Genomic DNA, 22,806 nt, shown 5'->3' on the forward strand with positions numbered 1-22,806 from the left:
AGCCCCGCCTGAAAAGCCTGCCGCTGACGTTCAGCCCTGCTCCGCCGACAGATCGGCATTGATCATCTCGGCCATCACCTGCGCCCAGGGCGCTGCGACAATGCCGTAGTGATCGGTGTCCAGTGCTTGCCAGCTCAGCAGGTGCGGCAACAGCCCTTGCCAGGCCCGCTGCAGATCGGCCATCCGCCAGGCGCTGCCCATGCCATAAGGATTGGGCTGCGTGGCAATGAATAGCCGCACGGGAGTGCGCGACAACGCCACGGGCCGGTGGCCCGCCATGCTCGCCATGTTGTTCTGGCAGCAGACAATCAGGCTTTGCAGGTAACGCGATGTGTCTTCGCTGGTCGTGCCGGTGGCTGTGTTGAGGCCGCGCCGTGCAGAAAACTCGCGCTGGAAGACCTGCTGAATCTGCGCTTCACCGATCTGCGCCAGCTCGTTACCCGCATCCGGCGCGGGGGGATCGATCAGGTACAACAACGGCTGCTCGCAATCCTCCGTCAGCAGGCTGCACATCGCCTGCGTCACCCATGCGCCGAACGACCAGCCAGCCAGACGCCATGCCGTGCCGTCGGGGTGATGGGCCTGCAACGCCTTGAGATACAGCTGCGCGCGCTCATCCACGCTGATGTTCGGCAGTTCGGGCAGGCGCAAGGCCGGATCGGCGATCACCCACACGCCCAGATCAGGGTGCAGCGCCGAGGCCAGCTCGCGATACGCCTGCACGTCGCCACCCACCGGGTGAATCAGATACAGGCGCTCGCGGCCCGCGCCCGCATGCCACTGATCGATCCTCACTGCATCAGCCCACTGGTTTTCGTCCGCAGCCGGTTCGGGCACTGACGTCCGCACCAGCGCCAGCACCTCGGCCAGGCTGACCTTGTGGCTGAACTGCGACAACTGGAAGACCACGCCAGTCGCGGCCTGCAGTTCGTCGATCAGGTCCAGCAGGGTCAGAGAATCGGCGCCCAGCTCATAGAGCGAGGCATCCGGCTGCAGCGCACTCACGCCGAGCCATTTGCACAGGCAGTCATGCAGATGCTCGGGCAGACGGTCCGGCGCTGCAGTGTCTGCCGCCAGCACTGGCGCAGTGTCGGCCAGCGTCGAACCTGCGCTGTGGCGAACCGGGTAAAACTGTCGCGCCGTGTCCGGATCGGTGGTCGAGATCAGCAGTTGCGGCAGTTGAGCCGTCATGGCTGCATCGAATACCCAGCAACCCTCCTGTGCCGACATGCCGACCGCCAGGTGTCGCTGATGCGCGTCATCCCCGACACCACTGGCAGCGGCCATGCCGACATCGCGCCAGATGTCCCAGTTGATGCCCAGACGCACACAGCCATTTTCGGCATGCGCACGGTAGTGGGTAAAACCGTCAAGCACGGCACTCGCGGCGGCATAGTCCAGGTGCCCGGCGCCGCCGAACAGTGCCGACATCGAAGAGCTGTACAGCACGAACCCCGGCGTCATCTGCTCGATCAACGCTTCGACCGCCAGCATGCCGCGGGTCTTGCTGGCCATCGCCTCAGACAGCACCTGAGCATCGCGCTGACGGATCAGACTGCCTGCTCCGGTGCCAGCCGCGTGAATCACGCCGTCAAAGTGACCATAACGCTCACGCAAGTGTTCCAGCACCGTGGGCCAGCGCGCCAGGTCGGCAATATCCGCAGCGATGCTGTCGATGCGCGAAGCATAGGCGTGCAGTTCTTTCGGGCACCCGCCACCTCGCGACAGCAGCACTACCCGGCGCTGGCTGGATCGCAGCAGGTGTTCACACAAGGTACGACCGATGCCGCCTGTGCCGCCCAGCACCAGGAACGTGCCGTTCGCCGGCAGCAGATTCGAAGCCGCCGTCGGAGCCGCCAGCGGACTGGCCAGCAGCTGTGGCTGCCACAGATAACCATCACGAATGGCCATGCGTCGCGGCAGCGACGCCGGTTCGGCAAGCAGCGCTGCGAGGTGCGGAGCTTGGGTGCTCAACTGCGCCGTGGGCAGGTCCAGCCAGTGACAGCGTATTGGGTACTCCTGCGGCGCCACTTCGGTGATACCGGCCAGCGCCGCCAGTTCCGGGCGCATGACCTGGCCGTTCACCGGGCACGCTCGCCAGGACAGCAGCCAGAGCCGCAGGGCGGTCTTCTGTGCGTTCTGCCCCCACGCCTGCAATAACGCGCTGAGCGTATCCAGACAGGCCCATTGCGCGGCCGCCAGGCTTTGCTCGTCAACCGCCCCGCCCACCGACAGCGGCAAGGCATGCAGCCAGTCCAGTTCGCTCGCCGTCTGCCCACTCTGATCGAGCGCACTGATCAATCGACCCAACGCCACAGGGTCCAGCGGGTCGAGCTCATAACGATTCAGGCCAAGCTGCTGGTAGCCATTGCCGGCCTGCACCTCAATGACGTGCCGATAGACGCTCTGCAGGCTGCCAAGCGTGGTGGCATCCAGACGCTCATGGCTGCACACCACCAGCACTTCACGACCCTCGCCAGTCGGGTTTATACGCAGACGGTTTACCCGCTGCCACTGACGCTGATAAAACCAGTCCGCCAGCGGCTGGCGCTCGACGACTGACGATTTCTGCAGTTCGGTGCGAGCGGCCGCTTTGAAGCGAAAGGTCTGCAGATCGAATGCCGACGGTGGCAAGTCCCAGGGTGGCGGCGCCGAACCGGTCGACCCTTCGATACTGGCCCCCGCATACCAGGCGTCCAGCAGGGCCTGCGGCGAATGCTCGCTGGCGTTTACTCGCACGTCAGAAAGCTTCACCTCCTGGATCGACGAGGCTTGCAGGCGCGGCGTCTGACCGGGCGGGCAGATCATCGCGAAGCGCCAGGGCAACGCGCGTCGACCGTTTTGCAGGTAACGCAGCAACGCGGCCTGCTGCTCGGGAAAGGCGTTGAGCCAGGCTTCAATCGCCAGCATGTCCCGCTCCAGAGCAGTACGGCTGTGCGCTGACAGCAGCAGGCACGCCGGGCAATCCTCGACGCGGTCTGTCTGCTGCGGCGCGGCGCCGACAATCACATGCGCGTTGGTGCCACCGATGCCGAAACTGCTGACCCCGGCCAGACGCCGACGCCCCTCGGGCCAGGGCCGTGAGGTGCTGGGTATGTAGAACGGCGAGCGCTGCAGATCGATTTGCGGATTGATCCGGGCAAAGCCGAGGTTGGGCGGGATCACTCCGTGGAACACGGCAAGCGTCGCGCGAATCAACCCGACCACGCCGGCAGCCGCGCCCAGATGACCCACCTGGCTTTTCACTGAAGCCAGTGCGCAACTGGCGGGCGGCGCCGCGCCGAACGCCTTGGTCAAGGCAGCCACTTCAATCGGGTCGCCCAACAGTGTGCCGGTACCGTGGGCCTCGATGTAGCCCATGTCGGCGCCACTGACCCCGGCCTTGCGCAACGCCTCGCTGATCACAGCACTCTGCCCCGCCACCGACGGCGCGGTGTAACTCATCTTGGCGCGACCATCGTTGTTCAGCGCAGAGGCTTCGACCAGTGCGTAGATCCGGTCGCCGTCGGCCTGGGCACGGTCCAGCGGTTTGAGTACTACCACACCATAACCGCTGGCACCAATGGTGCCGCTGGCGTCGTCACTGAACGGGCGACACAGCCCGTCGCGGGAAAAAATGTGCTGTGGACGATAGCGGTAGCCATCGGTCAGAGTCGGGTCGATCAACACCCCGGCGGCCAGCATCACGTCACTGTCGCCCTGACGCAGCATCGCCGCCGCCAGGTGCACGGCAATCAGTGAGCTGCCGCATGCCGCCTGGACGCTGAGTGCCGGGCCGCCGAGGTCGAGGTGGTAAGCCGCCTTGGTAGCCAGAAAGTCCTTGTCGTGGTGCAGCGCCATCTGAAAGCCGTCCGGCAGATCACCCTCGGCGGTTTCGCGCAGCATTTGCTGGAAATACGTGGTTTCGCCGCAACTGGCGATCAGGCCGATGCGCGGACCGTCGGCTTTGGGCGTGAGCCCGGCATGTTGCAGTGCCTGCACACAGCCCATCAGCAGGTGCCGCTGTTGCGGGTCCATCAACCGTGCTTCCTGCAGGCTGATGCCGAAATACTCGGGATCGAAATCCAGCAGGCCGGTCAGTTGACTGCGCGCTCCGACCAGCCCTTCGGCGGCGTCGAACTGCTCGATGCCCAACCGGTTTCCTTGGACCATCGCCCAGAACTCGGCGAGGTTGCTCGCCCCGGCCACATTCACCGACATGCCGATGATCGCCATGGGTTGTTCGCCAGCCTTGGCACCTCGCTCATTGCCCTCAGCAGCCGCGGGCATTTGCCCTGCTGGTAAGGACAAATGCTGCGCCAGGCGACGCACGCTGACATGCTCGAACAACGCTGCCATTGCCACCGGCTGCGGCAGTGCTTCGTTGTAACGGGCGTGCAGGCGCATCAGGCCAAGGCTGGTGGCGCCGGCTTCGAAGAAGGTCTGATCAGGCTCGATGTCGCGACCGATGACCGCCACGAACAACTCGCTCAATTGCTGTTCAAGTGCGCTCAACGGCGCCGCAGGCAGCCCGGTGCGCTGCCGTTGCAACACCTCGCCCAGATCTCCCAGCGCCCTGCGATCAACCTTGCCGCTCGGCGTGCGCGGCCAGGTGACAACCCGCCGGTACTCGTCAATACGCACATGCGCTGGCAGGTGCAGGCTGATCTGTCGGTCAAACTGCTGTGCATCGGGCAGCGTACCCTCGCTGTGCAACCAGGCCACCAGCCGGGGCGGCTCACCCTGCGTGGCCACCACCGCGTTGCTCACCTGAGCGACCTGCATCAGCGCGGCCTCGATCTGCCCCAGTTCAAGACGCTGGCCACTGATCTTGATCTGCTGATCGTCCCGACCCAGGTAGTGCAGGCAGGCGTTTTCATCAGCCCGCGCAAGATCCCCGGTGCGATAGAACAGGGTCATGCCCTCAGCTTGCGGCAACTCGACAAAGCGCGCGGCATTCAGCACCGGGTCAGCGAGGTAGCAGCGCGAAATCATCGGCCCTGCCACCAGCAGATAGCCCTGACTGCCACGCGGCACCGGCCGGTCGTGTTCATCCACCAGCAGCAGACGTGCATTGCTCACTGCACGCCCGATCGGCGCGCGCAGCGGCCAGTCCTGAACCGCCGCAGGCAAGCGCCAGGCGCTGACCACGTGGGTTTCGGTCGGGCCGTAATGATTGAACAGCCGTGCCTGGGGTATGCCGCCGAACCAGTTGCGCAATGCCTCGGTGCACAGCAGTTGCTCGCCCGCCGTGATCACTTCGCGCAACGCCTGCGGATACACGCCCTGGCTGACAGCGGTCTGCGCCAGATGCTGCAAGGCCACGCATGGCAGGAACAACCGCTCGATGCGCGTCTGCACCAGATAGCTCAGCAATGCCTGGGCATCCTGCCGCCAGCGCGGGTTGATCAGGTGGTAACAGCCTCCGCCGCAGAGGGTGCTGAAAATCTCCTGAAACGACACATCGAACGACAGCATGGAGAATTGCAGGGTCACGGACTTCGCTGGCAACTGCCCCTCATTGCGCTGCCAGTGCAACAGATTGCAAAGGGTCCGGTCCGGCACCTGAACCCCTTTCGGGGTCCCCGTCGAACCGGACGTGAACAGCGTGTACAACGGTCGTTGCCCCGCGTGACGGCGACGCTCGAACGGTCGCGCCGCAGCGCTCAGGTCGACCTGATGACAGATCTGCCGGTCTGCGTTCAATTGCTCCAGTGCCGCCTCGGTGGCCGCGCTGTACAGCACACAGCCGGGCTGTGCCTGCTGCATGACCTGACGCTGCACCGCCAGCGGATAGCCAGGATCGAGGGGCACAGCCGTCAGGTTGAGCCTGGCCAGCGCCAGCAAGGCCACGATGTGCTCGACCGACGCCTCGAGGTACAGGACCACTTGCAGCGGCGCACCATTTTCCTCCGGCAACGGACACTGCTCGATCAGGGTGGCCGCCAGCGTATCGGCCAGTGCATCCAGTTCGGCGTAGCTGATGCACTGCTGATCGACGACCAGTGCCGGAGCATCCGGCGTGCAACTGACCTGATAGGCGAACCAGTCGGCCACGGTGTTGAACGGCGGCTCAGCGCTGTCGCCCTGACTGGCGGGCGGCAGGCTGAAGCGGTAAGGCGTGAGCAGCGCATCGAGGGTGGCCAACGGCTTCTCCAGTAGCAGATCAAGCCCCTGTTGCAACAGCCGATTGACGGCGACCATTTGTGCCGCATCGAAATAACTGCACTGGTACTCCCACCAGCATTCCAATTGTGACCCGGCATCGACCACCAGCAAGGTCAGCGGGCACTTGGCCTGCACCGTCTCGTTGAATTCCAGCGTGGCCCGCAGGCCGGTATGGGCCAGCCTGGCGTAGTCGGTGTTTTCCAGTACGAACATGAAATCGAACAGCGCACTGCTCGACGACAGCCGCAGGTCTTCCACCAGGTCCGCCAGAGCGACGTCCTGCAAGGCCAGCACCTCACGCACTGTGGCGGTCTGCTGATGCAGCTGCTGGTCGAGCGGCTTGTCGCCGTCGAACGCCGTGGGGATCAGCACGGTGTTGGCGAACATCCCGATTGCGTCTTCGAATTCGCTCAGAGGACGGTTGGATACCGGGCTGGCGATGCGTGGCCGTTCACAACCGGTCAGGGCGTAAATGCTCCAGGCATAAACGCTGAACAGCACCTCATAACGAGTGACACGCTGGCGGCTGCAAAACCGATCCAGTGCAGCACTGCGCGTGGCTCCCAGCGGCTGACGATAGAGCCGTGCCTGCGGGTCTGGACCACGAACCGGCAGCAGCGCGGGCGAAGGCGCCGGGTGCTGACGGTGCAACCCGGCCAGGGCGCGGCGCTGATCGCGGTAACGCGGGTCGACACGCCATTGCCGTTGCCAGAGTGCGAACTCCAGCGTGCCCAGACCGGGCGAGGTTTCGGCACTCGGCCGCCCCTGCAGCGCATCGTCGTACAGTTGCACCAGATCATCGAACAACAGGTTCATCGACCAGCCGTCGATGGCCACGTGGTGCAGGTTCAGCAGCAAGCGACAGCTGCCATCGGCAAACGGCAGCAGCCAGGCCTTACACAGCGCCGATGTTGCCAGATCGAAAGGTGTACCGAACACCAGGGCTGCAAAGCTGCGCCAGGTCTGTTCACTGAACGCTCCTGTGGCAAAGCTCTGGCACACCGCGTCCCGTTGGTGAACCTGCTGATGCAGCCCTTCAGCAGCGGACACGAACGCCGTGCGCAGCCCGCTGTGCCGGGTCAGCAGGCGCTGCACGGCGTCGGCCAATGCGTTCAGCTCCACGCCTGCCGCCAGGTGCAGGATGATTGGCACGTTGTAGGCCGTCGCCTGCGGCGCGCGCTGCTGCATCAACCACAGGCGACTTTGCTCGGCAGTGGCCGGCGCACGCCCTGAACGGTTGACGGGCGGCGCGGGCGGATAGGCAGATTCCGCACCCTGATCATCGCCAAGGCGCTCGGCCAGTGCCGAAAACGATTCGCTCAGCAGCGCACCCAGGGTGATTTCCCGGCGCCAGTGTGTGCGGATTGCAGAGCGCAAACGCATGGCCTTGAGCGAGTCGCCGCCGCTGCCCAGCCAGTCATCCTCGCCGTTCAGCTCAGGTTGCGCCAGCAACCTGCGGGCCCGGGTCAGCAGCCAGTCCAGCGTGGGCGAGTGTTGCTCGTCAGGACGTGAACCGGCCTGTGGTCGCCACGGCTTCAAGGGCTGCTCCAGCAGCGCACGCTGATCGATCTTGCCATTGCGGGTCAACGGCAGGCGCTGCAGCACAAACAGTTGATGCGGGCGCATCCATACCGCCAGGTTTTCGCGCAGGTGCTGATCGAAATCGCGATAGTCCAGCGCTTCGCGCGGCACGATGAAGGCCAGCAACTGGTGGTCTTCAGCTGCCTGCCTGCGCGTACAGACATGCACCTGCGCCACCTTCGGGTGCTCCAGAATACGCTGCTCGACCTCGCCCGGCTCGATGCGAAAACCGCGGACCTTCACCTGACGGTCAATCCGCCCCAGGTACTCGATCAGCCCATCGGCATTGACCCGCACCTGATCGCCGGTTCGGTAATGCAGCACGTCCCCGGCCTCGATTGTCGGCAGGCGCAGGAAATGCTGCGCGGTCTCTGCGGGACGGTTGCGGTAACCGCGTGCGACCCCGCTGCCGCTCAGGTAAAGCTCGCCCGCCTCGCCTTGAGCAACCGGGCGCTGTTGCGGGTCGAGCACTTGCACGCTGGTGTCGGGCAATGGCCGACCGATCGGCACCGCATCACCGGAAAAGTCGCGGGGGATCGGATAGCACACGGCGAAGGTGGTGCATTCAGTGGGTCCGTAGGCGTTGAAAATCCGGCAGCGGCTGTCGGGATTGGCCTGATACCAGGCACGCACCGCCCCGGCGCTGACCTGCTCACCGCCGATCAGCACCTGGCGCAGGCTGGCGAAACAGGTGGGGTTATCTGCGCTCAAGGTGTTGAACAGCGAAACGGTCATGAACAGGCTGTCGACCTGCTGCGTTTCCAGCACGCTGGCCAGCTGTTGCGCGTCCTGCAGGTCTGCGTCGGCAATGATGACGCAGCAACCGCCGTTGAGCAGCGGTGCCCACAGTTCGAAATTACAGGCATCGAACGCCGGGTTGGACAGGCAGGCCACGCGCTCGCCTGCGCGAATGTCGAGGCAGCCGTCGGTCCGGGCCAGACGCAACAGGCCGCGCTCGCCCACCTCCACAGCCTTCGGGGTGCCGGTGGTGCCTGAGGTGTAGAACAGGAAACTCGACGCAGCGAAATCCTCGGGCAGCGGCAGTGCCGGTTGATCGGGGAGTTCCAGCAGGGTTTCGACGCTGACGTACCAGCCACGTTGTGGTGCTGCCAGGGTGTCAGCGTCTTCGCCGAGGGTCACCAGCCCGACGCAACCCCCGTCGTCGAGCATCAGCTGTCGACGCCGGGCCGGGCTGGCCCGATCCAGTGGCACCACCACAGCCCCTACTTTCAGCACGGCGATTATCGTGGCGACCCATTGCCAGCCGCGCGGCATGCACAGGGCAATCGGCTCCGCAGGGCCTGCGCCTTGTGCCAGCAGCCCTTTGGCGATGCGTTCGCTGGCGCTGGCCAGTTGCACGTAGGTCAGCCGTACCTGCCGGTCGATCACGGCGAGCGCCTGAGGATCACGGCGTACCTGCTCGGCAAAACGCGACAGCAGGGTCATGGAGTTGCGGGCGATATTCTCCTCGTGCCGACTCATCATTGTGCCTCCTGCGTGTCGAAACGTTGCAGCTCTTGCCTGAGCGTCTGCGAGACCCGATGCACCTCGGCACTTTCCAGCATGTCCCAGTGCCCGCCGTGCACCAGCCGGGCTCTGTAACCGTTGCCCGCGCGACGACGCCAGAAGCTGCGCAGCTCATGCAACTGCGTGCGGCTGAAGCCTTCACGGGCCTGAATCAACACGATGCGTCCGGCGTGTGGCGCACACTCGTAAGCGGCCATAGCCAGACGGTTGTGGTTGTAAAGATGGAAATACCGCTCGACCTGCGCGTCTTCGATGCCGGGGTACATGCCGTTGAAGCGCACCAGCTTGTCGCGGAACTCAGCCATGTCCACAGTCCCGATCTGTTGCCGGAACCCCGGGTCATCCGAGCCCTGGGTATCAAGCAGCACCACCGTCACCTGACGATGGCCGGCAGCCGTCAGACGCCGGGCCATTTCGTACGCCACCAGACCACCGAACGACAGCCCGGTGAGCACCAGCGGTTGTGAGGTCAACGCCGCGATCCGCCGCAGATAGGCGTCGGCCATCGCTTCAACGCTCGGCTCGGTGCTTTCTCCAGGGTTCAACCCCGGCGATTGCACACCGTAAACACCGATGCTTTCCGGCAGCTCCTTGGCCAGCGACAGGTAGCAGAACGCCGTGCCGCCCGCCGGGTGAATGCACACCACGTTGCGTTGCCCGGCACCGCGCCGGAATTCGATCAGGTTGTCCTGCGCCGCGGCCAGGCTGGCGCCGGTACGCAGCCAGCCGCCCAGTGCCTCGATGGTCGGGTGGCCGAGGATCACACGCACAGGCACCTCGACGCTGAACGCCCGGCCAATTTCGTAGGCCATCTTGATCGCCGCAATCGATGTCCCGCCGACGTTGAAGAAGTTGTCGCGAATGCCGATCTGCGGCACCAGCAGCAGGTCTTTCCAGATCTGATACAGGGTCAGCTCGATATGGTCTCTGGGGCTGCCGAGGTTGACCTGCCGGTCGGCCAGATCCTGATCGGCCAGTGCCGCCAGTGCGGCACGGTCGATCTTGCCGTTGACCGTCAGCGGCAAGGCGTCCAGCCACAGATAAGCGCTGGGCATGACGGCGCTGGACAGAGTCGTTGCCAGGTGCGCACGCAGTGCGGATTTGTCCACTGCGCTGTCGGTGACGCAGCACGCCACCAGGCGCTGGTTCTGCGCGCTGTCACCGACGATCAACGCCACACTGGTGCGAATACCGGGGAACAGGTCGAGCCGCGCTTCGATTTCACTCAGTTCCAGGCGAATGCCGCGCAACTTGACCTGAAAGTCGTTGCGACCGATAAACTCCAACTGACCGTCCGGACGATAACGCGCCAGATCGCCGCTGCGGTACAACCGGTCACCGGCAACGAACGGGTTATCGATAAACCGTTCGGCAGTCAGCTCGTCCAGCCCCAGATAACCCCGTGCAACGCCGACACCACCAATGTGCAACTGACCGGTGACCCCGGCCGGCACCGGCGCATCACGCTCGTCGAGCACGTAAAAACGGGTGTTGGCGATGGGCCGGCCAATGGGCAATTGGCGCGGCGGAACGTCGGCACCGGGCTCCAGCGTCCAGACACTGCTGATCACTGTGGTTTCGGTCGGACCATAGACGTTATGCAGGCGGGCATGTGGCAGACGCGCCTGAAACAGCCTGGCCACTGCGGGTGACAGCTCCCCGCCGCCACTGAACACATCCTTCAGGGTGTGACAGGCGCTGACCTCTTCGACCTCCAGAAACAGTTGCAACATGGCCGGCACGAACACCATCGCGGTGACGCTTTGTTCGCGTACCACCTGCGCCAGGTAACCGGGCTCGAAATGCCCGCCGGGACGGGCGATGACCAGCCTGCCCCCGGTGAGCAACGGCCAGAAGATCTCCCAGGCCGAAGCGTCGAAACCGAATGGAATCTTGTGCAGCATGCTCCCGCGTTCGCCGCAGAACCGCTGACACCAGAGCAGCAGGTTGCTCAGCCCGCGATGCGTGACCATCGCCCCCTTGGGCAGCCCCGTGGTGCCGGAGGTGTACAGCACATACGCCAGATGGTCGGCGTTCACCGCAACACGCTGCGGCTGCGGATTGTCCGACGGGCACTCGGCCCAGAGCACGGCATCGGCCTGCACGTCGAGGATCGGCACCTCGAAATCCGCACCTTGCAGGGCCTCGCGCAGGATCTTGCGCGTCGGCCCTTGGGCAAGCAGTACTACCGGGGACGTGTCATCGAGAATATGCCGCAGGCGCCCTGACGGATAATCCGGGTCCAGCGGCACATAGGCGCCCCCGGCCTTGAGCACCGCCAGCAAGGCCACCGGCAGTTCCAGCGAACGTTCGATACAGACCGCCACGCGCACGTCCGGGCCGACGCCGAGGGTGAGCAAGTGATGCGCCAGGCGGTTGGCCTGACTGTTGAGCTGGCTGTAGCTCAGCGATCGACCTTCGAAGATGACCGCACACTCGGCCTGCCGACGCGTGACCTGAGCCTCGATCAGGCGATGCACGCAGTCGACGGGCTGGGCCAGCGGTGCCGGGCTGTTCCACTCATTCAGAATCTGTTCGCGTTCGGCAGCGCTGACCAGCGTCAGTGCGCCGACAGGCTGCTTGGGGTTCAGCGCCACCTGTTCCAGCAGCTGACGATAATGCCCGCTCAGGCGCTCAATGCTGGTCTGGTCGAACAGGTCGGTGTTGTATTCCACCAGCAGGCTCAGCACACCGTCGCGCTCGACCCATTCGAACGCCAGGTCGAACTTGGCCGTGGCGCTCCCGGTGCCGTATGGCGTCATGCTCAAGCCCGGCATCTGTGCGGCGTTGCCCGGGGTGTTCTGCAACACCATCATGACCTGAAACAGAGGCGAATACGCGGTATCGCGTTGCGGGTTGACGGCTTCCACCACGCGGTCGAAAGGCACATCCTGATGCGCATGGATATCCAGCAGCGTGGCGCGTACTTCGCGCAACAGTTCGGCAAAGGTCTGCTGCGGATCGAGACGCTGGCGAATCACCTGAGTGTTGACGAAATGGCCGATCAGCGGCTCGATTTCGGGACGGCTGCGGTTGGCGAATGGCGTACCGATGCACAGGTCCCGCTGACCGCTGTGGCGCCAGAGCAGGACCGACAGCGCGCCGATCAGCACGTTGAACAGCGTGCCTTGGGTCTGTCTGGCCAGCGCATTGAGCGCACGCAAGGTGGTGCCGTCGACCGTCGAGCTGAAGGTCGCCCCGACGTAGCGCTGCACGGTCGGACGCGGCCGGTCGGCAGGCATGTCGAGCAGCGGCGGCGCATCGGCCAGCGTGCGCTGCCAAAACTCCAGCTGCCCGGCCAGCGCCTCGTCGCCCAGACGCTGTTGCTGCCAGCAGGCGTAATCAGCGTACTGCACCGCCAGCGGCGCCAGACTGGACGCCTGACCGCGCAGAAAATCGCCATACACGGTAGTCACTTCCTGAAGGATCACGCCCATCGACCAGCCATCGGCAATGATGTGGTGCACGCTGTACAACCAGAGATATTCCTCATCGGCCAGGCGCAGCAGCGAGGCCCGCAGCAACGGGCCGCTGGCCAGGTCAAACGGCGCTTTGGCCTCCTGCTCCACCGCCATGCTGACCTGCGCTTGGCGCGCCGTCGGCGACAGGTTACGCAGGTCGACACGTGGCATCACCAGCGGCATCGCCGGGTGCACGATCTGCCGTGGCTCGCCGTCCACGCTGGCAAACGTGGTGCGCAATATTTCATGGCGCGTGATCAATTCGTTCAGCGCCCGCTCCAGCGCCGATACATCCAGCACGCCTTTCAGCCGCACCGCAGTGGGCACGTTATAGAACGCATTGCCCGGTTCCATCTGATCGAGAAACCACAGCTGGCGTTGTGAAAACGACAGCGGAACAGCCGTTTGCCCGGCGGCACGCCGAGGAATCGCGGCCGGGTCGGTGCCGCTCAGCAAGGCAATCAGCTCTGCCTTGTGCTGCTTGAGCGCCTGCAACATCTCGTCATTCAGAAAGCCGCGCGGCGCCTTGCAACGCAGTTTCTCGCCGTCCACTTCAAGCACCACGGCGTGGCGACCGAACAACTCCAGCAATTGATAGGCATTCATATCTCTATCTCCTCCATGTCGCTGGCGTCGTCCGTTTGATCCGCGGAAGAGGCGAACGCCTCGACCTGTGCGCGGCGTTGTTCGTCGGCAGTGCGCAGGCCGCCCACCATCGAGTAGATCAACTGATGATTCGGTCCCAGGTCGAACAGGGCCGACAATTGCTGCTCTTCGAGCGAGCCCATGCCACACAGGCCAAGGCCCTGCTCCACCGCCGTCATGGTCAACAATTGCGCCATGCCCCCGGCTTCGATATGACAGAAGTCGCGACTGCGCTCGCCATACAGCGGCCGGATCGCGGCCATGTCGGCGATGAAGAACAGCGAGAACGCGGCGTTTTCATACACCGGGCGGTTGACGAAATAATCGTAGGTGTCAGGGTCGAGCGGCTCGCTGTCGAGCATCAGCAGGCGGTGTTGAACCGGGTCGTAGTAATAGGCGCCGGCAGCAACGCCGGTGACCCGCTGCGGTTTGACATACAGGTAGCACTGGATCGGGTACAGGCCGCCTGCGGACGGGAACTGGTATTTGACCTCGCCGTGCAATTGCCCCTGCGCCAGGCTGGCCAGTAACCCAGCAAACGCCTCGGTCGGAATGGATCGGTCAGCGAATTGGCGTACCGAGCGGTAATCGCTGAAGCGCCGCGCGAACGCCGGATCATCCGGACGCGCAAGATTCAGCGCCGCAACCTCTGGGGTGAACGTCCGCCGACCGCGCTGGTCGGCCTTGAAGCGCGCCCGCTGCTGCGGATCCTCGATCACCTGCTCGGACGAACCCGCGCGCTGCCGAACGCTGTCGACCACACTGCCGTTGGCCAGATTCCGGCGATACATGCCGAGCAGGTTGAGCAAGGTCGGCTGTGCCAGCAATTGCGCAACGTTGGGACGGAACTGCAGTTCGCCGGACAGCGCATTGCTGATCCTGACAATGTCGATCGAGGTGGCGCCCAGGTTGAGCAAATTGGCGTCGGCAGCGATCGAAGCACGCTTGAGCACGCCCTGCACGATCATCACCAGTTGTTGCTCCTGTGGCCCCTCCACTTCCAGCGCGGGGCCGGCATCCTGAATCTGTGCTGGCTGCGGCAGGCGCTTCTTGTCGACCTTGCCATTGGCCGACAGCGGCCACTCCTGCACGAAGGTAAACGAAGTCGGCACCATGTAGGCCGGCAGTTTGTCTGCCAGGTACTGGGCAAAATCACTGGCCTGCAACGAGGGATCGGCCTTGAGTACATAACCCGCAAGCCGCTTCTCGCCCAGCGCTTCGCCGAGCACCCGCACCACGGCGCTCTGCACGCCGGGATGGCGATTGAGCGCCGCTTCGATCTCGCCCAGCTCGATGCGGTGCCCCTGGACCTTGACCTGGGTGTCTTCCCGCCCGAGAAACTCGATATTGCCGTCGGGCAGCCAGCGCCCCAGATCGCCGGTCCGATATAGACGTTCGCCGGTCAGCGGGTGGGCGAAGAAACTGCCGGCGCTCAGGGCTTCATCACGCCAATAGCCCTTGGCCAGACCAATACCGCCGATATACAACTGCCCCGCCACCCAGGTGGGGCGAACCTGCAAGGCGTCATCCAGCACATAGAAGCGCTGGTGATCCAGCGCCTTGCCATAGGGAATACTGCGCCACGCGGGGTCGACCTGCTGCAGCGGATACTGGATCGACCAGATGGACGCTTCGGTCGCCCCGCCAAGGCTGATCAGTTGCAACGCCGGCTGCAGCGCCCAGGCACGCTCGGGCAGCGTCAGAGGAATCCAGTCGCCTGACAGCATCGCCACGCGCAGGCACGACGGCAACGCGCTGCGCTCGCCTTGCACATACTCCAGCAACATGCCGAACAAGGCTGGCACCGAATTCCACAGGCTGACCTGATGCCGCTCGATCAGCTTCAGCCAGTGCGCCGGGTCGAGGGCCTGCTGCGGTTCGAGCAGCACCACCGCCGCGCCAGCGGCCAGCGTGCCGAAGAAGTCATAGACCGACAGGTCGAAACTCAGCGACGAAACCGCCAGCACCCGGTCCGCAGCGCCGACGGCAAAGCGCCGGTTGATGTCGAGCAGCGTATTCACCGCACCGCGATGATCGATGACCACGCCCTTGGGCAGGCCGGTCGAACCCGAGGTGTAGATCACATAGGCCAGATCGTCCGGGGTGAGACGCACGGCGTGTAATTCGGACTGATCGCAAAGGCCAGCGTCGGCAATGATCGGGTCGCTCACGCTGATCACCTGGACCTGCGCCGGCCACTCGACACGTTGCAGCAGTGCCGGCTGAGTCAGCGCCAGGCTGGCTTCGGCGCGTTGCAGGATGTGCTCCAGACGCTCGGTCGGCAGTGCCGGGTCGAGCGGCAGGTAGGCCCCGCCAGCGTACTGGATCGCCAGCGTCGCGACGACCTGTTCCCAGCCACGTTCCATGATCACCGCGACCAGTTGATTGGGCACCACGCCGCGACGCTGAAGCAGCGCCGCCAGTTGCCGCGCTTCGGCTCGCAGCTGGCGATAACTCAACTGCCGCTGGGTGCCGATGACCGCCAGCGCATCCGGCGCAACGAGTGCCTGGCGATCGAACAGTTCGTGCATCAGCGCCGAGTCAACGGGCCCGGCCTCGGGCACCGGCAAGCGTGCCAGCGGTATCAGGTCCACCGTACCGGCGCTCCAGGCATCGGCCTGCAGCAGGCGATCCAGCAGCGCGTTGTAGGCGACAAACATCTGTTCGATCAGGCCTTGCGGAAACAACTCGTCGATGCTGTCCCAGTTGAACAGCAGGCGCCCTTCCAGCTCTAGCAACGTGTGGTCAAGCCAGACCTGCGGGGTCTGGGTGATGCTGTGTATGTGCTCGGCATTCAGGGCGTCGGCAAGATTGAATTCGGCCAGCTCCGGCGCGGCTTCCGACAGGGTGCTGTTGAACACGATCGGCATGGCGGTCTGCTGCACGCCACGGGCCTGGGACAATTCACGCAGCACGCGCACCCCGCTGACCACCGAATGGTCGATGTCTTGCCACAGCCGTGCCTGCACGGCACGCGCCTTGTCGATGAAGCTCGCGGCCCCGTCGAGATTGACCTCAAGCAAGACCAGCGAGGTGAAGTCACCGATGATTTCATCAACATCCGGGTGCAGCGGCATGCGGTTGAACAGCGGCAGGCTCAACGTGAAGCGCGGCTGCCGACTCCACAGCGCCAGCACTTCGCTGAACGCGGTCAGCAGCATCACCGACGGCGTCACGGCAAATTGCCTGGCGAGTTCCTTGAGCCGTGACCACTGCAGCGCTGAAAGCTCGCGGTCGCGGCGGGTAAAGTGCGGCTGGCTGATACTTTCCGGCTGGCACACCAGCGGCAGGTCCGGCGCAGGAGCCAGCGTGGCAACCTTCTCGCGCCAGTAGTCCAGCGCCTGTGCGTAGCGGCTGTCATTGCGCAAGCGCTGCTCGGCCAGCACGTAATCGCGAAAGGTCAGACCCGGTTCGGGCAATTGCAACTGCGGGTCGGCATAAAATGCCATCAGTTCGCGCGCCAGAATCTGCGTACTCGCGGCGTCGACGATCAGGGCATCAAGGCTGATGTGCAGATGGCTGATGCCCTCATCGAGCAACGACAGACTGAACTCGAACAACGGCCAGCGACCGGCGTCCAGGACCTGATGGGACTGACGTTCGCGGGTGTCTTGCAGGGCCTGCTGCGCGGCGTCGGCGGACAGGCCGCGCAGATCGTTGCGTGGCATGTGGTAGGTCGGCACGCTGTCGAGAACCTGCTGCGTGCCGTCGCCGAGGAACACCACGCGCAGCATGTCATGCCGCTGGATCATGCGGTTCAGCGCCTGCTCGAAACGTGGCACGTCGAGGCCGGGGATGCGCAGCTCTTCATAACCGTGGGCACTGACCCCGCCGAGGCTGACCGACGCTTCGCGGCCAAACCAGTACGCCTGCTGGATGTCGGTCAACGGAAACGGCGCGAAACGTGCGCTGCGATCAGCTTCAATCGGGGCAAAGGGTGTGTCGAGCGAAGGCCCGTCACCCCGCCCGAGCCGCACCTGCTCGGCCAGGTCCATCAGCACCGGCGTCTTGAACAGGCTGCTCAGGGACAGTTGCGCGCCCATGCGCTGGTTGATCATGTAGATCATCCGTGTGGCCAGCAGCGAATGCCCGCCCAGCTCGAAAAAGTTGTCGTGAATACCAACCTGCTGGCACTTGAGCACCTCGGCCCAGATGCACACCATCTGCCGCTCGGTCTCGTCGCGCGGTGCCACATAGGCACTGGCGGCCTGCCGCTCTGGCACCGGCAGCGCCTGACGGTCGAGCTTGCCGTTGCGGGTCAGCGGCAATTGCGCCAGCGCCACCCAGGCCGTCGGCACCATGTGTTCCGGCAGGTGGCGGTGCAGCTCGGCACGCAGCGTTTCGGCGGTTGCAGGCCCCACCACGTAGGCCACCAGACGCTTGTCGCCCGGCACGTCTTCGCGCAGCAGCACCACCGCTTCCTGAACACCGGGTTGCTGGTGCAGAAGGCTGTCGATCTCGCCCAGCTCGACGCGAAAACCGCGCAACTTGACCTGCTGGTCGATGCGCCCCAGGTACTGCACATTGCCGTCGGCCTGGAACCGCGCCAGATCCCCGCTTCGGTACATGCGCGCACCAGGCAGTGGGTTGAACGGGTCAGGCAGGAAGCGTTCAGCGCTCAGGTCCGGACGATTCAGATAACCCCGGGCCAGGCACGCACCGGCGATATACAGCTCGCCTGCCACGCCGACCGGCACCGGGTTCAGGTCGCCGTCCAGCACATACAAACGCGCATTGGCGATGGGCCGGCCAATCGGCGGTGCGTCCGGCCACTGCGTGGCGTCGTCACAGTTCAGGCTGAACTGGCTGACCACGTGGGTTTCGGTCGGGCCGTACTGGTTGTGCAGTTGTGCACCGCCAAGGCCGCAGACAAAGGCACGCAGTTCGTCGTTGACGAGCAACGCCTCGCCAGCGGTGATGATTTCGCAGCCGCCCTTTGGCAAGGGCATCGGCACCGACGCGCCGGTTTCAGTGAAGCTGGCCAGTTGCTGAAGCACGGCGAACGGCAGAAACGCCCGTTGTACGCCCTCGGCCACCAGCGTCGGACGCAGCGCAGCGAGGTCCTTGCGGCCGGCTTCGCTCATCAGCACCAGGCTGCCACCCTGGCACAACGTGCTGCAGATTTCCTGAAACGACACGTCGAAATTCAACGATGCGAATTGCAGCACGCGTTGTGAAACAGGCGTCTGTTCCAGTTGCCAGGCGATCAGGTTATCCAGGGCGGCACGACTGTGCGCCACGCCCTTGGGCCGCCCGGTCGAGCCGGAAGTGTAGAGCACGTAAGCCAGGTTGCCGGGGCTGACGGGGACTTGCGGGTTGGCCTCGGAATACCCAGACCAGCGCTGCGCCTCCACGTCGAGACAGCAGATCGGCAGCGTGTCGGGCAATGGCGGCAGACCGGCACGCAGTGCAGTCTGGGTCAGCAGCAGGCTTGGAGCGGCATCCGCGAACATGAACGCCAGCCGCTCGGCCGGATATGCCGGATCGAACGGCACGTAAGCGGCGCCGGTCTTGAGAATGGCCAGCAGGCCGATGATCATCTGCGGCGAGCGCTCCAGACACAGCCCCACGCGCTGCTCGGGACCCACGCCCTGCTCGATCAGGTAATTCGCCAGGCGGTTGGCAGACAGATTGAGCGCAGCGTAAGTCAGCGCTCGCTCATCGGCCAGCAACGCCACGGCGTCGGGTGTGTGCTGCGCAACGGCTTCGAAGCGCTTGACGCAATCGGGCTGTGCCGAGGTATCGCGCTCGGTGCGGTTCCAGTCGTGGACGATCCGTCGGTGCTGCTCGGCGTTGAGCAGGTCGAGCGTCGCCAGCGGCTGTTCGCTGTCCTCGACCATCTGCATGAGGAGGCGGCGCAGGTAGTCGCCCATCTGCACCACGGTCTCCGGCTCGAACAGCCCCGACGCGTATTCCAGGCCACCGACGATTTGTCCGTCACGTTCGCTGAGTGCCAGTTGCAGGTCGAATTTGGCCACTGGCTGGACGCTTTGCAGCACGCTGACGTCGAGCCCGGACAACTCCAGATCCGAATCCTGATGCTGCTCCCAGGCGAACAGCACCTGGAACACCGGGCTGTAAGCCAGACTGCGCGGCGGGTTGAGCAACTCCACCACTTGATCGAACGGCAAGTCCTGATGTTCCTGAGCGGCAAGCGCTACGTTGCGCGCCTGTTGCAGCCAGTTGGCCACCGTCGGGCTGCCGGAGCGGGTCATGCGCAGGGCCAGGGTATTGACGAAGAACCCGATCAACCCTTCCAGCTCATGCTGGCTGCGGTTCGCCGAGGGCACACCAATGACCACGTCATCCTGCCCCGACAGGCGCATCAGCAGCAGCGACCAGGCCGCCAGCAGGTTCATGAACAACGTGGTGCCCTGCTGCGTAGCCAACACTCGCAGCCGTGCTGTCAGCGTGCGGTCAAAGACCAGCGGCACGAAGCCGCCGCGGTAATCCTGGGCCGCCGGACGTTTATGATCGGTGGGCAACTCCAGCAGTAGCGGCGCACCGCTCAGGGTTTCACGCCAGTAGCACCGCTGCGCGTCCAGCACCTCACCGGACAGCCACTGGCGTTGCCAGGCCGCGTAATCCACATACTGGACAGGCAACGGCGGCAGTGCCAGGGACTGCCCGAGCGCGGCCGATTGCTGAATAGCCGCTGCGTAGAGCAGCCCCAACTCGCGGGTCAGCACGCCCATCGACCAGCCATCCGAAACAATGTGGTGCTGGGTCAGCAACAACACGTGATCATCATCGGCCAGTTTGACCAGGCGGACGCGCATCAACGGCCCCACCGCCAGGTCGAACGGCTTGCTGCCCTCTGCGTCGATCAACGCCAGCAGACGCGCCTGGGCATCGTGCTCGCCGCGCAGATCGATGACTGGCAACGGAATGATCGCTCCCGCCGCCGCAACGCGCTGCCGCCCCTCGCCCTCGACCGCGAAAAACGTGGTGCGTAGCGCCTCGTGGCGGGCCACCAGATGATTGAAACTGCGCTCCAGCGCGGCCACTTGCAACGGCCCGCGCAGGCGCAGGTTCAAGGGCATGTGGTAGGCCGCGTTGCCGCCTTCCATCTGCGCCAGAAACCACAGACGCTGCTGAGCAGACGACAACATGTGTGCCCCGCTACGTTCTACAGCCATGATCGGTGGACGAGCGTCGCCCTGCTGAGCGGTGCTCAGTCGTTCGGCGAACTGCTGCAGCACGGGGGCGGTAAACAGGGCTGAGGGTGACACCTCAAGATGCAGCGTCTGCCGAACCTTGGCCAATACGCGCATCACCAGCAGCGAGTGGCCGCCGAGTGCAAAAAAGTGATCCTGGCGACCGACTCGCTCGACGCCCAGCACCTCGGCCCAGATGGCCGCAATATCCATTTCCAGCGCGCCTTGCGCGGCTTCGAAAACATGCCGATCGAACGCGTCATCCCCCGGCTCGGGCAGTGCGATGCGGTCCAGCTTGCCATTGGCGGTCAGCGGTAGCGCGTCCATACGCACGAACGCGGCAGGAATCATGTAGTCCGGCAGGCTGAGCTGCAGATGCTGGCGGAGGCTTTTGGGCGTCAGCGCTGCGCCGGTCTGTTCGCGAAAGTAGGCAATCAGCCTGGGCACGCCCGCGTTGTCCTCGCGCAGCACAACCACGTTGTCACGCACACCGGCAACCTCGGCCAGACGCGCCTCGATTTCACCCAGTTCCAGGCGCAGGCCGCGCAGCTTGGCCTGCGAGTCGTTGCGCCCGAGAAACTCCAGATGGCCGTCAGCCCGATAGCGGGCCAGGTCGCCAGTACGATACAACCGCTCACCGGCCACGAACGGGCTGTCGATGAAGCGCTCGCGGGTCAGTTCCGGCAAATTCAGGTAGCCGCGCGCTACCCCCGCGCCGCCGATGTACAGTTCGCCGGTCACGCCCTGGGGAACACGCTCGCCAGCGGTATCGAGCAGGTAAATCCGCGTGTTGGCCAACGCCCGTCCGATGGGCAGCACCGCATCGACGTGGCTGTCGGGCTCGAACTCGAAACAGGTGCTGTCGATGCTCGCTTCGGTAACACCGTAGGCCTGGACGATTTGTACATGCTCGCCACACAACCTACGCAGTTGGCGCGCGCTGTGCGCTGTCCAGATGTCCGAGCCGCAAACCACCGTGTTCATGAACGACAGGTCGCGCCCTGCCTCCTGCGTCCAGGTCAGCAACAGGTTGAGCACCGCAGGCACGAAGTCCGCGAAATCGATGCGCGCCTCGCTCAACAGGCGATACAGCGCAGGTGGGTCCATCAACGTGTCTCGCGGACAGAGCACGAGCGTGCCGCCAAAACCCAGTGCGCGGATCAGGTCGGCGCTGAACACATCGAAGGAAAACCCGGCCATTTGCAGGTGATTGAGGGGCTTGTGCAGCGCGTACAACGGCTCCCAGGCGGCGCTGACCGCGATCAGCCCACGGTGCTCGACCATGACCCCCTTGGGCGTCCCGGTGGAGCCCGAGGTGTAGATCACGTACGCCAGATGGCGGGACGTCAGACCAACCGCGTGTGGGTCAGGGTTGTGCGTCGGCTGCGCTGCCCACAGCCGGCTATCGGCCAGATCGAGCACCTGCGTTGCGACTCCAACCTTCTCCAGCGCCGCCAACAACGCCGCGCGCGCCGGAGCATGGCTCAGCAGTACGCGTGGCGCGCTGTCTGCCAGCATGTGTGCCAGACGGGCTTTCGGGTACGCGGGGTCCAGCGGCACGTAGGCACCGCCCGCCTTGAGTACCGCGAGCACGCCGACCAGCATGTCCAGCGAGCGCTCCAGGCAAATCCCGACACGCACATCCGGCCCGACACCGAGGCTGCGCAGGTAGTGGGCCAAACGGTTGGCACGGGTATTGAGCGTCGCATAGTCAAGCGTGTCCAGCTCGAAGCGTGCCGCGATGGCGTCAGGATTGCGTTGCACCTGTGCCTCGAAAAGGCCGTGCACACACTGGTTTTGGTCAAATGGTTGCTCTGTATCAGGATGAGCGAAGCCCGTCCCGCGCGAGGAAGATTGGTCGACCATCAGAAATCACCGTCCGTGAGCAGATTATTTTTTTATGAGCAGACGGGAGCGCAGAGCAGCAAGCCCGTCAGGCACGGCATGAGAAATGCCGGATGAACATCGAGACTCAGGGAGAAGGTGCGGCGCGGGCTCTCGGGCTCATGTCATGACCTGACATGCAAGCGCTCGGGGGGATCGCAGAGGGATGACAGACGAACGCGGCACGGCGCGACTCGCCTACAGAAAGGGGGGTGGCTGGCTCGTTGACGAGACTGATCGCTCTGCCCTTGGAACTGACGTTTGCATACCGCGTGACCAATTGAAACCTCATCTTCCGTTTGAGGGTCAACGACGGGGAACGGCCTGCGCCGGGGTGTCAGCGCCAGGGTGGACCCGATCGGCTGTGACTGCGGAGTCTGTGAACCCGTGACAGTCATTGGCGC

The 22,806-nt window shown here is 64.5% G+C and carries 3 protein-coding genes; all 3 read right to left on the reverse strand.

What is annotated here, in order from left to right; all coding sequences use genetic code 11:
• Positions 1 to 30: 30 nt before the first annotated feature.
• Genes LCH65_RS19725 through LCH65_RS19735 form a run of 3 tightly spaced genes read right to left on the reverse strand, consistent with a single transcriptional unit; the run spans position 31 to position 22,384 of the window.
• Positions 31 to 9,210, reverse strand: coding sequence for a non-ribosomal peptide synthetase (locus LCH65_RS19725; RefSeq protein WP_226439749.1), 9,180 nt, complete (start codon positions 9,208 to 9,210; stop codon positions 31 to 33).
• A complete protein-coding gene (locus LCH65_RS19730) occupies positions 9,210 to 13,322 on the reverse strand; it encodes a non-ribosomal peptide synthetase (RefSeq protein ID WP_226439735.1) in 4,113 nt (1,370 codons plus the stop codon). Before LCH65_RS19730 ends, LCH65_RS19725 begins: the two co-directional genes overlap by 1 nt.
• Positions 13,319 to 22,384, reverse strand: a complete 9,066-nt coding sequence (locus tag LCH65_RS19735; RefSeq protein ID WP_226439736.1) for a non-ribosomal peptide synthetase — start codon at positions 22,382 to 22,384, stop codon at positions 13,319 to 13,321. The genes LCH65_RS19730 and LCH65_RS19735 overlap by 4 nt, the downstream gene beginning before the upstream one ends.
• Between the last annotated feature and the right edge of the window lie 422 nt (positions 22,385 to 22,806).

Source organism: Pseudomonas sp. MWU16-30316, from assembly GCF_020515645.1.
Taxonomy (GTDB): Bacteria; Pseudomonadota; Gammaproteobacteria; order Pseudomonadales; family Pseudomonadaceae; genus Aquipseudomonas; species Aquipseudomonas cerasi.